Annotated in this window: 14 protein-coding genes; 8 read left to right on the top strand and 6 right to left on the bottom strand. The window is 70.7% G+C overall.

Annotated features, from left to right (window positions below; genetic code table 11):
* Positions 1–294 precede the first annotated feature (294 nt).
* Positions 295–1,293 (bottom strand): SCO0930 family lipoprotein, encoded by a 999-nt coding sequence (locus tag SGFS_RS47440; RefSeq protein ID WP_286258876.1) that lies wholly within the window; start codon positions 1,291–1,293, stop codon positions 295–297.
* Between the two features lie 317 nt (positions 1,294–1,610).
* Between SGFS_RS47440 and SGFS_RS47435 the strand changes: the two genes are divergently transcribed.
* The 3 genes from SGFS_RS47435 (at position 1,611) to SGFS_RS47425 (ending at position 3,821) form a co-directional block, all read left to right on the top strand.
* A complete protein-coding gene (locus tag SGFS_RS47435; RefSeq protein ID WP_286258875.1) occupies positions 1,611–2,216 on the top strand; it encodes a hypothetical protein in 606 nt (201 codons plus the stop codon).
* A 16-nt stretch (positions 2,217–2,232) separates the two neighbouring features.
* Positions 2,233–2,997: a bestrophin-like domain gene (locus tag SGFS_RS47430; RefSeq protein ID WP_286258873.1), complete on the top strand. Its 765-nt coding sequence runs from the start codon at positions 2,233–2,235 to the stop codon at positions 2,995–2,997.
* 305 nt (positions 2,998–3,302) lie between these two features.
* On the top strand, positions 3,303–3,821 hold the full coding sequence (locus SGFS_RS47425; RefSeq protein WP_286258871.1) for a hypothetical protein: 519 nt from the start codon (positions 3,303–3,305) through the stop codon (positions 3,819–3,821).
* A gap of 121 nt (positions 3,822–3,942) precedes the next feature.
* Here SGFS_RS47425 and SGFS_RS47420 read toward each other — a convergent pair whose 3' ends face one another.
* Positions 3,943–4,434 (bottom strand): hypothetical protein, encoded by a 492-nt coding sequence (locus tag SGFS_RS47420; RefSeq protein ID WP_286258870.1) that lies wholly within the window; start codon positions 4,432–4,434, stop codon positions 3,943–3,945.
* 331 nt (positions 4,435–4,765) lie between these two features.
* Here SGFS_RS47420 and SGFS_RS47415 point away from each other — a divergent pair, with 331 nt between their 5' ends.
* A complete protein-coding gene (locus SGFS_RS47415) occupies positions 4,766–5,440 on the top strand; it encodes a class F sortase (RefSeq protein WP_286258868.1) in 675 nt (224 codons plus the stop codon).
* Positions 5,441–5,491: 51 nt separating this feature from the next.
* Here the strand turns inward: SGFS_RS47415 and SGFS_RS47410 are convergent, their stop codons facing one another.
* Positions 5,492–6,370, bottom strand: a complete 879-nt coding sequence (locus SGFS_RS47410; RefSeq protein ID WP_286258867.1) for a polysaccharide deacetylase family protein — start codon at positions 6,368–6,370, stop codon at positions 5,492–5,494.
* 136 nt (positions 6,371–6,506) lie between these two features.
* On the opposite strand from SGFS_RS47410, the gene SGFS_RS47405 reads away from it, so the two are divergent.
* Positions 6,507–6,968 carry a universal stress protein gene (locus tag SGFS_RS47405; protein ID WP_286258866.1) on the top strand — a complete coding sequence of 154 codons (462 nt, stop codon included), beginning with the start codon at positions 6,507–6,509 and terminating at the stop codon, positions 6,966–6,968.
* A 33-nt stretch (positions 6,969–7,001) separates the two neighbouring features.
* Here SGFS_RS47405 and SGFS_RS47400 read toward each other — a convergent pair whose 3' ends face one another.
* On the bottom strand, positions 7,002–8,186 hold the full coding sequence (locus tag SGFS_RS47400) for a CapA family protein (RefSeq protein ID WP_286258864.1): 1,185 nt from the start codon (positions 8,184–8,186) through the stop codon (positions 7,002–7,004).
* Between the two features lie 274 nt (positions 8,187–8,460).
* Between SGFS_RS47400 and SGFS_RS47395 the strand changes: the two genes are divergently transcribed.
* The 3 genes from SGFS_RS47395 (at position 8,461) to SGFS_RS47385 (ending at position 10,506) form a co-directional block, all read left to right on the top strand.
* Positions 8,461–9,006, top strand: coding sequence for a sigma-70 family RNA polymerase sigma factor (locus tag SGFS_RS47395; protein ID WP_286258862.1), 546 nt, complete (start codon positions 8,461–8,463; stop codon positions 9,004–9,006).
* Positions 9,007–9,187: 181 nt separating this feature from the next.
* Positions 9,188–9,703, top strand: coding sequence for a hypothetical protein (locus tag SGFS_RS47390; RefSeq protein ID WP_286258861.1), 516 nt, complete (start codon positions 9,188–9,190; stop codon positions 9,701–9,703).
* A 146-nt stretch (positions 9,704–9,849) separates the two neighbouring features.
* On the top strand, positions 9,850–10,506 hold the full coding sequence (locus SGFS_RS47385) for a hypothetical protein (protein WP_286258859.1): 657 nt from the start codon (positions 9,850–9,852) through the stop codon (positions 10,504–10,506).
* 89 nt (positions 10,507–10,595) lie between these two features.
* Here the strand turns inward: SGFS_RS47385 and SGFS_RS47380 are convergent, their stop codons facing one another.
* Positions 10,596–11,465 (bottom strand): Fpg/Nei family DNA glycosylase, encoded by an 870-nt coding sequence (locus SGFS_RS47380; protein ID WP_286258858.1) that lies wholly within the window; start codon positions 11,463–11,465, stop codon positions 10,596–10,598.
* Positions 11,466–11,541: 76 nt separating this feature from the next.
* On the bottom strand, positions 11,542–13,632 hold the full coding sequence (locus SGFS_RS47375) for a SpoIIE family protein phosphatase (RefSeq protein ID WP_286258857.1): 2,091 nt from the start codon (positions 13,630–13,632) through the stop codon (positions 11,542–11,544).
* Positions 13,633–13,670: the final 38 nt, after the last annotated feature.

Genomic DNA, 13,670 nt, shown 5'->3' with positions numbered 1-13,670 from the left:
CGCGTCGGGGGCGGCGTGGGCGATCCGGTGTTCGAGCTGAGGCTACTGATCGTCCGCCAAAGGAGCGAGCAAAAACGGAAATTGACGATCCGTTCCTGTTCACTGCCCATGGCACATGCCCAACCGGCGTCCCGACCATGCCCGTCGGCCCGGGGAAGGACGAAACGCCCGTCCGTTTCCGGGCACGCCAAGCGGTCCGCCCCCTCCGTATGGCACGGAGGGGACGGACCGGGATAAGTCCTGACAAGGCGGGTGATCGACCCTGGGGAAAAACGATCCTGGGGAAAGCGATCCTCAGCCCTGCGCGCCGATCGGCTCCCCGTTGGGGTTGATGGCGAACCAGGTGCCGCCGACGCCCTGGCCGTTGGTGTCGCCGGGGGACTTGTCGTTGGCGAAGGTGTACAGCGGGATGCAGTTGATGGTCTGCTGCTTGATGCCGTCGGGACGGTCGAAGACCGTGTAGCCCTTCAGCAGGATGCCCTTGGTGTCGTTCTTGTCGACCGGGGCGACGACGGGCCACTTGTCGAGGCAGGCGCCGGTGCACTTGGTGGACATCGGCCACTGCTTGTCCTTGAGGAACCGGTAGACCGTCATGCCGTTCTTGTCGACGACGATCTCACCGAGCTTGGGGTCCTCGGCGGTCGTCAGACCGGCCTGGTCGACCGCCTCGCCACCCGCTTCGCCGGCGCTGTCACTGCCGCCGCTGCCGCCGGCGCTCGCGCCCTTGGTGGAGGCCTTCTTGCCGTCGGGGGCGGAGGCGTACCACGTGCCCTTGACGCCCTGGCCCTTGATGTCGCCGGCCTTGGTGTCCTTGTCGAAGTAGTACATGGGCCAGCCGCCGACCGTGAGCTGCTTGGTGCCGTCGGGGCGGGTGACCTCGCCGAGCAGCGACTTGTCGACGCCGTCGGCGGCGGTGGCGCCCGACGCCGGCACGGGCGGCCACGTGGTGGCGCAATCGCCCTCACAGTTCGTCTTCGGGGGCTCGGCGGTGTCCTTGTCGAAGCGGTAGAGGGTGCGCCCCGCGCTGTCGGTGAGGACCTTGCCGTACTCGTCGCTGTTCCACACGGTCAGCTGACCGGCCGAGGCCGCCGTGGTCGACTGGGCCTGACTGTCGGATCCCGCGGCACCCGCGCCGGCCACCGTGCTGGTGCCACCGAGGCCCGTCGCGGCGGGGGCCGCACCCACGTTCTGACTCGAGGACGTCGAGCCCTGGTCGGAACCGCACGCCGTCGTCAGCGCCAGCACAACCGCAGCCGTCGCTACGAGTGAGGCGCTCCGCCAGGAGGTCTTCATTCCAGCTCCCCGTGATTCTGTGGGTGTTGCAGCGCCCTGCTGCGCCGCTCGCTGGTCCTAGGTACGGACAGGGGTGGTGGATGTGTTCAACGAAGGCCGAAATTCTTTCGGAAGCCTGTGACATCGTCCGTGGCAGGAAGCCCGAACACCCCGTGGCCGACGGCTCGAACAGCCCGCGACGGGACGCTCGAACGGGCCGGACAGGGGTCAGCTTCCAGCCCGGTGGATCAAACCTTCCGGGATGGTTTTTCGCTCCTTTGGAGCAATCTGTTCGCACTCTCGCGTACGCGCGGGCGCGAGCACCGATGCTCTTTCGGGTGTACGGACCCCAGCGGACCCGATCCGCCCTCGCCATACGTCTGTCGGCCCTGCTCGCCCTGACCTGGCTGCTCGCCGTGGCACCGAGCGGCACGGCCGCGGCGGACGTCTGCGTGTACTCCTCGGTGGGCCCGGAGGGCGTCGGCGTGGTCGTGGAGATCGCGGACGTCGCCCTGTGCGAGCCGGTTCCGGCGACCACGCCGTCGCCCCCGCCCACCCCCACACCGACCTGCCCGCCCGAGCCGACGCCGACCCCCACACCGCCTCCCCCGCCGAGGCCGGACCCGCCGCCGTCGACGCCCGACCCCACTCCCGACCCCACACCGCCACCGCCGCCCAGGCCCAAACCGACGCCCACACCCACCCCGCCACCGAGGCCCGCGCCGCCGCCCGTGGCCCCGCAGCCCGTCGTCAAGGCGCCGAAGCCCACGCCCACACCCAGGGCGACCCCGCGCCCCACGCCGTCGGCGACCCCGGTGAACTACCCGCCGTACCGGACGCCGACCCGGACGCGCGCCTCGCGCTCGGGGCCGTCCCTCGTCTCCCTCGCCCTGCTCATCACGGCGCCGGCGGTACTCGCCGTCGCCGCGCTGCGCCCACGCTGACCCCTGGAGGAACCTCTTGTCGGAATGGCTCGTTCTCGCCCTCGCGATGGGGGCGGCGTGTCTGGTCGTCCTCATCGTGGCCGTCGTACGGCATCACGCCGCGCCCGCGGACGAGGACCCCTCCGAGACCCCGGACGTGATCGAGTACATCACCATGATGATCGGCGTCGTCTACGCCATCGTCCTGGGCCTGGCCATCGCTGGCGTCTGGGAGGCCCGCAGCGTCGCCCAGGACCATGTGCAGGCGGAGGCGCAGGCGCTGCACGAGATCACCGAGCGGGTGCGGATCTACCCGGCGGACATCCGTGACCGGGTGCGCGCCGACGTCGACGCCTATGTCGGCCATGTGGTCTCCACCGAGTGGAAGTCCATGACCGAGAAGGGCCAGGTGACCGAGCGCGGCGCGAAGCTCCTGGAGCGGGTCCGGCACGACGTCACCGACTACGAACCGAAGAACGAATTCGAGGCACAGGCCTACCAGCCGCTGCTCGACCAGGTCTCGACGGCCGACGCGGCGCGCGGCGCCCGCGCCGACTCGACGGAGGCGACCATGCCGGGTGTGGTGTGGTTCGGGCTGATCGCCGGTGCCGTCGTCACCGTGGGCATGGTCTTCGCGCTGCAGATCCGGCGCACCCCCCGCGAGCTGATCCTCGCGGGTCTGTTCTCGGCGCTCATCGCGTTCCTGCTCTTCCTGATCTGGGACTTCGACGCGCCCTACAGCCGGGGCATCGCGGCCACGGCGGATCCGTTCCTCGTGTTCTTCCCGAAGGCAGGCGGGTGACGGACTCCCGGACGGGGCCCCGGTGACGGCCCCTCAAGCCGATCGTACGGCCGGGGAAGCGGGTGGCACAGCCGGTCGTACGGCCGGGGAAGCGGGTGGCACGCCGCCACCGTCCCCGGCCGTACGGCTTTCCCGTCCCCCGGTCGTACGTATGAGTCCCCTGTGCGGAGCACACCCTTGCTCCATTCGCGCGACACCGATCGCGCCGTCCCGCGCGCCTTCCTAGCGTTTCGATCATCGAGGTGCATCTCAGGCGCAGGCGGAAACGGTCCGCAGCAGGCTCCTCGGAGACCCGGAGGCTCATCATGCGCGCGATACGCGTCGCTTCAGCCGCTCTGCTGGGCGCGACCGCCCTTTGTCTCACCCCTCCCGCCGCGCACGCGGCGCCCACCGGCGACATCACGTCGTTCGGCTTCAGCGTCCTGCCCTCGACGATCGCGGCCGGCGGGCAGGTCACCCTGCGTGTCGACAACTGCGACTCCCATACGACGGTCTCCTCGGGTGTCTTCGACACGGTCACCATCCCCAAGGGGCAGTCGTCGGCCACGGCCAAGGTCGACTGGGACGCCAAGCCGGGCGCGGTGTACGAGGTGACGTTCCAGTGCGGCAAGGAGAGCGGGCAGACCGATCTCACCATCGCCGGCGGCACCCCGACCCACCACCCCACCCATGTGCCGCCCCGGGGCTCGCACGCCGGGGCCGGTGGCACCGCCGCCGGGTTCGACCTGCGGGAGATCGGCCTCGGCGCCGCGCTCGTCGCGGGTTCGCTGGGGGTGACCTGGCGCCTCTCGCGCCGCCGTCCCGCCGGGGAGGACGGCTCCTGAGGGCCACGCGTCGGAGCGGCCCTTCGCCCCGGTACCCGTGAGGGTCCGGGGCGAAGGGCTGCTCACGTGCGATCCGCGCTCCGAAGGGGGTGGAACCGGATACGGCCGGCGAGGTGCCGGGTCAGGCCTTGTTCTCCGAGCGGCGGCGCATCCAGAACACCCCGCCGCCGATGGCCGCGGCGGCCACGAGCCCGCCGCCGATCGCGATGTCGGTCGGCGTGGCCCCGCTGGTGCTGCTGCCGCCGAGACCGCCGCGGACGCCGCCGATGACGGTGAAGACGCCGTTGAACGTCTTGCGCTGGCCCTCGCAGTTGGTGGTGACGCTGTACGAACCGGGGCTGGCGTTGGCGTTGACCCGTACGGTCGCCGTGGCGGTCGTGCCGCCCATGGAGGTGAGGTTGGTGGTGGGGAAGGCGTTCGAGCTGATCGTGCTGCCGGGCGTCGTGCACGCGTCACCGCCGCTGACGGTGAGGACGAGCTGACCGCCACGGGCGATGACGTTGGGGGCTGCGGTGACCGAGGTCGGCTGGTCCCAGGCGGCGGCCGTGGGCGCGGCGATACCGACCAGGGCGACCGCGGCGGCCGAGGCCGCCAGGGCACGAGTAGTACGCATGTGATCCTCCGCGGAAGACGCCCCGGGTCCGGTCCCGGTCGATCGGCGAGTAAGCGCCTCCCAGAAAGACCCTCAGTTGCCCTGCGCGGGCCCGCATTTCGACAATGGTCCGTCCTGGTGAGAGGACACGCCGGAAGAATTCCGGATGATCGGATATCGCCGCAGGTCACGGCCCGTCAGAAATTTCCCGCGCACGGCAACTCGGATGGCGCATGCTCCCTCTTCGCCACCACCCGTTCGTACCTGACCTTTCGCCGACGCCGCGCGCCGCCCTTAGCGTTTCCGTATGCGCGACTGACGTGGCGACGGCCGTGTCGAGAGGGGATGGCGAATGTCTTCGTCCGAGCTGGCCGAAGTCGAGGAAGAAGAGGAGCGGCGGCGCAAGCGCGCCCCGTGGGGCGTGATAGCGCTTGTCCTGCTGACCGGCCTCGCCCTCATCCGGAACGGTTCGGGGGAGTTCGACGTGGGCCCGCCACAGCCCGCGTCCGCGGCGGCGGCCGACAGCCGCAGCACCCCGCACGGCACCTTCGTCAGGTCGCCGGACCCGCTGCCGTACGCCGTGGTCGACCGGGTGCGGATCCCTTCGATCCAGGTGGACGCCCCGACCATGCCCGTCGGTCTCGACGTCGAGGGCTGGGTCGACGCGCCGCCGGCCGCGGACCCCAACCTCGCGGGCTGGTTCACCGGCGCGGTCTCCCCCGGCGAGCAGGGCACGGCCGTGATCGTGGGCCATGTCGACAACCAGCAGGGGCCCGCCGTGTTCTACGGTCTCGGGGCGCTCAAGAAGGGCAACAAGGTCGAGATCCAGCGCGGTGACGGAAAGACCGCGGTGTTCGAGATCTACGGCATCGAGGTCTTCGAGAAGAACAACTTCCCCGGCGACCGCGTCTACGGCGACAACGGAGTCCCCGAGTTGCGGGTCATCACCTGCGGGGGCGGTTTCTCCAAGCAGAGCGGCTACGACGGGAATGTCGTCGTGTTCGCCCGCCTGGTCGAGGTTCGCTGAGCGATCCCCGGCCGGGCGGGCGAAAGCCCGTTTGGAAAAAGGCTCCGGGTCCTAGGCGTATTTCCGTCGGGGCACGGTCACGTGATAGCCCGCATCCAGCAGGTCCGGCAGATATTCGCGCAGGGCCTTGACGCTCTGCGAACGGTTGCCGCCGGCGTCGTGGGAGAGAACGACGACACCGGGGGCCGCGCCGTGCTCCACGCGGTCGGCGATGGTGCGCGCCGCCGTGCCCCGCCAGTCGAGCGTGTCCAAGGTCCAGGCCAGCGGCTCCATGCCGAGTTCGGCGCCGAGCTTGAACGTCGCCCGGTTCCAGGCCCCGTAGGGCGCGCGGAACCACTGGGGCGGCTCGCCGTACGCCTCCTCGATGACCTCGCAGGTGCGTTCCATCTCGGAGCGGATCGCGGACCGCGAGAGCCGGGTGAGCAGCGGATGGGACCATGTGTGGTTGCCGACCACATGCCCGTCGTCGGCCATCTGTCGCAGCAGATCCTTGCCGGCGACGGCCATCTCGCCGCACACGAAGAACATCGCGCGGACGTCGTAGCGGCGCAGGATGCTCAGGATGTCGGGTGTATAGCGCGGATCGGGGCCGTCGTCGAAGGTCAGCACCATGGTCCGGCCGCGTCCGTCCACGCGGCGGAGCGGTTTGCGCCGGACGGCGGGCTTGGCGAGGGTGCGCCGGGCGGGGCCGTATCCGGCGATGGGCTGAAGGCGGTACGCCGAGGGCTTGAGCGCCCGCTGGGCCTGTGGTCCGGCGGCGGAGTCGGCGGCCGACGCGGCGGAGCCGGTGGCCGCCGGGGCGGAGTCGGTGGCCGCCGGGGCGGAGGCCTCCTCGCCGGTGAGCCAGACGCCCGCCGTACCGGCCGTCCCCAGCAGGGCCGCGCCGCCGATGAGCAGGCGGCGCCGCGTGAACATCTGATCCTTCGTCATGACTCATGAGTCGACCAAGCAGAGGACGACTCACCACGATGACACCGGGATGGGGGCACGAAACCACACGATCGAAGCAGTTACGTGCGCTCCGCTGATCGTTCGGCGACCTGGGATGTCCGATAGCCTCGCCACCGTGACCGATCAGCAGACTCACCGGTTCGAACGGGGCACGGACGGGCCCAGGGTGATCCTCGTCGGGGTGGACGGATCCGACTCCTCACTGCGCGCCGGCGCCTACGCGGCCGGCCTCGCCCGGCGCCAGCGCGCGCTGCTCGCCATCGTGTACGTGCAGCCGGTGCTGGCGGCGGGCGCGGCGCTCGGGGTGCCGGTCGCGGAGACGACCGACGCGATCGCCGAGGACCTCGTCGCGCAGATCCGGCAGGCCATGGAGCAGTCCAAGGACACCTTCGACGTGCGCTGGGAGTTCCACACGTTCCGCGGGGACCCGTACAACGGGCTGGTGGCGGCTGCGGACGAACTGAAGGCGGACGCGGTGGTGGTCGGCGCCTCCGAGCAGGCGGGGCACCGGATCGTCGGCTCGGTGGCGGTACGCCTGGTGAAGGCGGGCCGCTGGCCGGTCACGGTGGTGCCCTGAGCCCGGTCGGCGGGGGGAGCCGCGCGGGGGCTGCTACTTCCCCATGACCAGCCCGTCCTGGGCCGCGCCCCGGCTGAGCACGACGTCCCGGATGCGGTCGCGGACGCGGGTGACCTCCTCCCCGGATGCGGACCCTGACCCGGAGGCGATAGCGGAGTTGAGGTTGACGACCCGCCCGGCGCCGATGTCGAACCACTGCGGGACGAACTCGGCCTCGGTCACCTCCCAGCGGGCGCCCTCGTGGACGGGCGGGGCGAAGGTGAAGCGGGCCAGGGTGCCCTGGTTGCCGCGCGGGTCCTCGGCACCGGAGTGGTTGAACATGGTCCCTGCGATCTGATCGCCCATGCCGTAGACGACCCAGGTGCCGTTGACCTTCTCGTACGCCTGCGGGACGTGTGCGTGGGTGCCGAGGATCAGGTCGATGTCGGGCCGTCCGGCAGCGCCGGCCGCGGTCAGCTCCTCCCCCAGGCGCAGCTGCTGGGCGTCGGGCTCGTCCTGCCATTCGCTGCCCCAGTGCAGGGAGACGACCACGACGTCGGCGCCCGCCTGCCGGGCGGCTCGGGCGTCGGCGAGGATCCGGTCGCGGTCGATGAGGTCGACGGCCCAGGGGCGGTCCGCGGGCAGCGGGATGCCGTTCGTGCCGTAGGTGTACGCGAGGTGGGCGACCTGGGCCGTACCGGCGCGCAGGAGTGTGGGGCTGCTCTCCTCGAGCGCCGTGCGCGCCGAGCCCGCGTGCCGTACGCCGGCGCGGTCGAGGGCGTCGAGGGTGCGGTGGATACCGGCCGCGCCGTCGTCCAGGGTGTGGTTGGAGGCGGTGGAACAGGCGTCGTAGCCGGTGGCGGCGAGGGCCTCGGCCACCTGGGGCGGGGACTTGAAGCTGGGGTAGCCGGTGTAGTTCCCGTCCGCGCCGTACACGGTCTCCATGTGGCAGATCGCCAGGTCGGCGCCGGACACCACGGGCTTCACCCCGGCGAGCATGGGCTTGAAGTCGTAGCCCTCGCCGCCCGCGTCCACATAGGCCTTCTCGATGATCGACATGTGCGGGAGGACGTCGCCGGAGGCGACGAGCGTGAATCCGCGGGGGCTGGAGGTGGCGGGGGTGGGGGCGTTCGTGCGGGCGGGCCGGTCGGGTGGGGCCGCGACCTGGCAGGCGGCCGCGGTCGCGAGGAGGAGGGCCGCGAGGGCCAGGGTCGTGGGTCGCCGTCGTGCGGTGGTCAATGGACACCCCGTAGCGGTCGTATTTAATTACGAGTCGGTACGAATCCACATACAGCGGCACACACGAGTCAAGTAGGCATACCGGCGCACCGGGGCACGATTAGCCCGTCCGGCGTGCGAGGGCGAGGCAACCCGGGCCGATCGGGGATCCGGAGGCGGAGCCCCCGCACCCGGTAGACCGTTCGTCGCACCGTTCGTCGACAGGTTCGACCGCCCGCCGCACACCCGTGACCGCCCTCTGTGCACACGGAGCGCCCCGCGTTCCCATACGGCCATGACGGCCGGAACCACGATCACCGACGGGACGACCGCCGAACACGAGCTGGCCGAGCTCCAGCGCGAACACGGCCGCCCCCTCTTCGCCCTCCTCCTACGGCTCTCCGACGGGGACCGGCATCGCGCCGAGGACCTGGTCCAGGAGACCTTCGTACGCGCCTGGCAGCATCCCGAGGCGCTGCGCGCGGACGACTTCGACTCCGTGCGGCCCTGGCTGCTCACCGTCGGGCGGCGGCTCGCCATCGACGCGCGGCGGGCCCGGCAGGCGCGGCCCGCCGAGGTCGGGGACGCGGTGCTGGAGAACGCCCGCGTGATAGCCGATCACGCCGAACGGTCCGCGGCGGCCCTCGACGTACGCGAGGCTGTGAAGACACTCACTCCCGAGCACCGTGAAGTCCTGGTGCAGGTGTACTTCCAGGGGGCGAGTGTGGCGGAAGCCGCCGAAGCCCTCGGCATCCCGCCCGGTACCGTGAAGTCCCGCGCTTACTACGCGCTGCGCGCCCTGCGCCGGGTGCTACCGGGATACGCGGCCGACCTGCGCTGAAACCAATGGTCGAGTCAAACCTCCGTAAAGCGCCTTGCCGAGGACCACGATTGAGTAATCGTCTGTCTTCAGCCGTGTTCCGGATGGGGGCCCGGCGCCGCCGGGCAGGCGGGAATCCGGCGTAGGGCCCCCATGTCCCGGGGTCGGGCGACGTGCACGTACCGGAGGAAGGCAGGAAGGGATGCTGCACAGAGGTCAAGAGAGCACGGACGGCGCCGGTGGCGGTCAACTGGCCGTCCCCATGGCGTGGTTCTACGCCGAGTACATCGCCGAGGAGCTGCTGCGCACCGGTGATCTGATGCCCCCGACGTCCTTCGAGTTCCGTGCGGGGCGGGATGCCCTGGCGCTGACCATCTTCCTGTCCGACACCGGTGGTGAGCTGTCCGGCATCCGCGTCGTCTCGCAGCTGGAGACGTGGCTGTCGCTGACGGCGTACGACCAGCCGTGGCAGGACTGGGTGTGCGAGCGGATGGCCGGCCTGACCGCCGAGGCGCTGGAGGCGGGCGGCCCGGCTCCGGACCTGGAGCTGGCGGCGGCGGCCTGGCGCTGGCTGGAGGAGACGGAGCTGCTCGCGCCGGATCTGGACGCGGTGCCGGGCGGCGGCGCGGTCTTCGGTGAGGACGACGGGCCGAAGGTCTGGACACCCGCCTGGCAGCTCGGGCTGCCCCTCGGGCATCTGGCGATCCATCTTTTTTAGATCTTCCGAGTCGCGACCAATCCGCGGGGCCACCGGCTCCGAATCTTTTGGTTGCAATCCCGTGGGGCTTGAGTGATTCGACGGTCTGGTCCGTACCGGTGGGGGCAGGAAGCAACCCCCACCGCACACCGGCCCGAGGAATTGCCATGTGGTCCCAGGATCGTCATCACGACGTCGGCGCGTACGCGTTGGGCGTGCTGGACGAGGTGGAGTCGTTCCACTTCGAGGACCATCTCCGCGACTGCCCGCAGTGCGCAGTGCAGGTCACCGAGTTCCGTCCGGCCGCGCGGCAGTTGATGTTGTACCGGAACGCGACTCCGCGTGCCGTTCATCCCTTCGCCGCGCCCGGCCCCCGGTTGCTCGGCCGACTCCTCGACGAGGTGTCCGCCCGGCACCGGGCCAAGCGCAGGCGCTGGCTGTTCGCGGTCGCCGCCTCTGTGGTCATCGCGGCGGGCGGCCCCGCGATCGCCGTTCTCGCAGGTCCGGGCGAGCCGCCGAAGACGGTCGCCGCCACGGACCCGACGACGCACGTCTGGGCCGAGGTCAAGGCCGAGGAGCGGGTCTGGGGCAGCGACATCGAGCTGAAGATCAAGGAGGCCGAGGGCGCGCACGCCTGTCGGCTGGTCGCCATCGGCAAGGACGGCTCCGAGGAGACCGTCGCCAACTGGAAGACGCCCGAGGACGCCGAGGACGCCTCCACCATGCTGGGCGGCACGGCGATGCAGCGCAACGAGATCAGCCACTTCGAGGTCCGCAGCCAGGAGGGTCAGCTTCTGGTGCGGTTGTCATCGCCCTGGAAGTGAGGCCGTGGACGCGTGATCACCCGGCCCTTTCGGCCCCGGATTGGTCCGTACCTTCAATGGTTGCGAATTGGTTCACACGATGGTTCGGACTACTTGAGCAACCGTGACAGGCGTCGGTCCGCGAGCGGCTTGCCACCGGTCTGACAGGTCGGGCAGTACTGCAGCGAGGAGTCGCTGAAGGACACCTCGCGGATGGTGTCGCCACACACCGGGCAGTGGTCGCCGGTACGGCCGTGGACCCGCAGCCCGCTCTTCTTCTCCGCCTTGAGCCGCCCGGCCGCGAGCCCCCGGGACCTCTCCACGGCTTCGGTGAGCGTGGCGCGCAGCGCCGCGTACAGCTGCCGGGTCTCGTCCGGCGTCAGCGAGGACGCCAGCTTGAACGGCGACATCCTCGCGGCGTGCAGGATCTCGTCGCTGTAGGCGTTGCCGACGCCGGCGATCAGGCCCTGGTCGCGCAGGGCGCCCTTGAGCTGTCGTCGCTCGCCGGAGAGCAGCTCGGCGAAACGGGTCTCGTCGAAGTCGGCGGCGAGGGGGTCGGGCCCCAGCCGGGCGACTCCCGGTACCTCCTGCGGATCCCGTACGACGTACACCGCGAGCCGTTTCTGGGTGCCCGCCTCGGTGAGGTCGAAGCCCTCGCCGGTCTCCAGGGCGACGCGTAGGGCGAGGGGGCCCTTGCCCGGCTTGGGCGGGCCGTCGGGAAGGTGGTCCCGCCAGTGGAGCCATCCGGCACGGGCGAGGTGGGTGACGAAGTGGAGCGGGCCGTCGCCGCCGGCCTCGATGTCCAAGAACTTTCCGTGCCGGTGCACGGCTGTGACCTCTCGCCCCTCGAAGGCGCCGATCGGCGGGTCGTACGTCTTCAGCACGCTGATCGCCACGGGGAGGACACGCACGATCTCGTGCCCGACGAGATGCTCGCCGAGGAAATCACGCAGTGCCTCGACCTCCGGTAGTTCCGGCATGGGTCCAGGGTGCCACGGGGCGCGGGAGGTGACACGGCTGCGACCGGGTCGAAGGGACGGCGAGGGAGAGACCCTCCTACGTCGCGTGACCGGGGACATTAAACTCGCACCACACGCACTTCCCCCCACCCCGTGCCTCCACCCCCCACACATCGGCAAGCCGATCCACCAGCAACAACCCCCGCCCCGAGACCCCGGACTCCCCCGCCTCCCGCCGCCGCGGCAACGCGCTGGACGAGTCCTCCACCTCCACCCGCAGCCGCCGATCGGGCCCGGTCAGCACCCGCATCGTGACGATCGCGGACCCTTCGGTGTGCATCAGCGCATTGGTGATCAGCTCATCGGCGACCAGTTCGATCTCGTCGGCACGACGATTACCGCCCCACGCCCGCACCGCCGCCCGGATCATGTGGCGAGCCTCGGTGAGCGCCTCCGGGTCACCGAGCGCCACATGCTGCTGGAGCCGGCCCCCGGGCTGCTCTGCGCTGGGACTGCGGCGGCGCAGCAGAAGCAGTGCCACGTCGTCGTCGCCGCCCCGTTCCTCGGCCACGTCGATCAGCCGGTCGGCGAGGTCGTCCACGTCCTCCGGCCCTGCGCTGATCAGTTCCTTCAGGGTCCGCATCCCGTCGTCGAGGTCGGCGCCGGGCTCTTCGATGAGCCCGTCGGTGCACAGCAGCAGCGTCTGGCCGGGGTCCAGCTCGACCGTGCTGACGGGGTACTCCAGGCTGCCGAACTCGGCGGACAGCCCGAGCGGCAGCCCCCCCTCCACGGTGACCCGGCGGCAGTCACCGTCGGTCTCACGGATCAGCGGGTCGATATGGCCGGCCCGGACCACCTGGACCACTCCGGTGGACAGGTCGGCCTCGGCGTACAGGCAGGTCGCGAAGCGGTCGGTGTCGAGTTCGTGGAGGAAGACGGAGGCCCGGGCCATCACGGTGGACGGGGTGTGCCCCTCCGAGGCGTAGGCCTTGAGGACGATGCGGAGCTGGCCCATGACGGCCGCCGCGTGTGTGTCGTGGCCCTGGACGTCGCCGATGACCGCGCCGACCCGGCCGCCGGGCAGTGGGATGAGGTCGTACCAGTCGCCGCCGATGTCCCGGCCGAGGGAGCCTCCGATGGAGGCGGCGCGGTAGCGGACGGCGATGTCGGCGCCGGGGACGCTGGGGATGGACCGGGGCAGCATGGCCTGCTGGAGCCCTTCGGCAAGGTCCTTCTCCTCCTCGTAGAACATCGCTCTCTGCAGGCTCTGGGCGATGCTGCTGCCGAGCGCGAGAATGACGTTCCGGTCTTCCGCGGTGAAGCCCCGGCGGTCGTTGTAGAGCAGGCCCATCGCGCCGATGGGCCTGGCCTGAACGATCAGCGGCAGATAGGCGGCCGAGGTGATCTTGAGGTCGGTGATGTGTGGCCAGAGCAGCGGGTACGACTCGGCGAACTCCTCCGGTGACTCTATGAAGTGCGGTACCAGGGTCCGTACGACCTCGTTCATCGGGTACTTGGTGTCGAGGCGGGTGACCCGGGTGCCGGGCACATAGCTGTCCTCCGGCCCGGCGGCGACCATACGGATCCGGCCCGCCTCCACCAGGCCCATGACGAGGCTGGCCGCACCCAGGTGGGTGACACCGTGGGTGTCCTCCAGGACGTCGATGACGTCCTGGACGGTGCGGGCGTGGGCGAGGGCGGCCGTGGTGATCTGGACGACGTTGCTCTGCCGGCGGCTGGCCTCGTCGCGGGCGGCCTGTTCGGTGCGGGCGCGGGCCTCCCGGAGTTCGTCCGTGGCGTCGCGGACGATGCCGATCACCCGGCGCGGGCGGCCCGTCGCGTCGCGTCGGATGTAGCCCTGGGTGTGGGTCCAGCGCAAGGTGCCCTCGCGGGTGCGGATGCGGAAGTAGGCGCCGTAGTTCTCGCTGCCGTCCTTCATCGCCTGGGCGACGATGGTGTCGAGCCTTCGCCCCTCCATCGGAGGGACACTCCGCGAGAGGGATTCGGGGTTGCCGTCGTACTCCTCCGGGCGGATGTCGAAGACCTCGTATGCCCTGGCGTCCATATGGAAGTGGCCGGTGTCGAGATCCCAGTCGAAGCTGCCCATCAGGTTGAGCGCCAGAATCGGGTCCGGATGGGCGGGCCAGTCGTCCGGGCTCGCCGACCCGCTCGTTCCCCGATCAGCCATGGGGACACTTTGTCAGGATCTGCCGGATTATTCGACTG

It is taken from the genome of Streptomyces graminofaciens (assembly GCF_030294945.1).
GTDB lineage: Bacteria > Actinomycetota > Actinomycetes > Streptomycetales > Streptomycetaceae > Streptomyces > Streptomyces graminofaciens.
The sequence above is the reverse complement of the archived record's forward strand: the minus strand, read 5'-3'. Positions and strand labels throughout refer to the sequence as shown.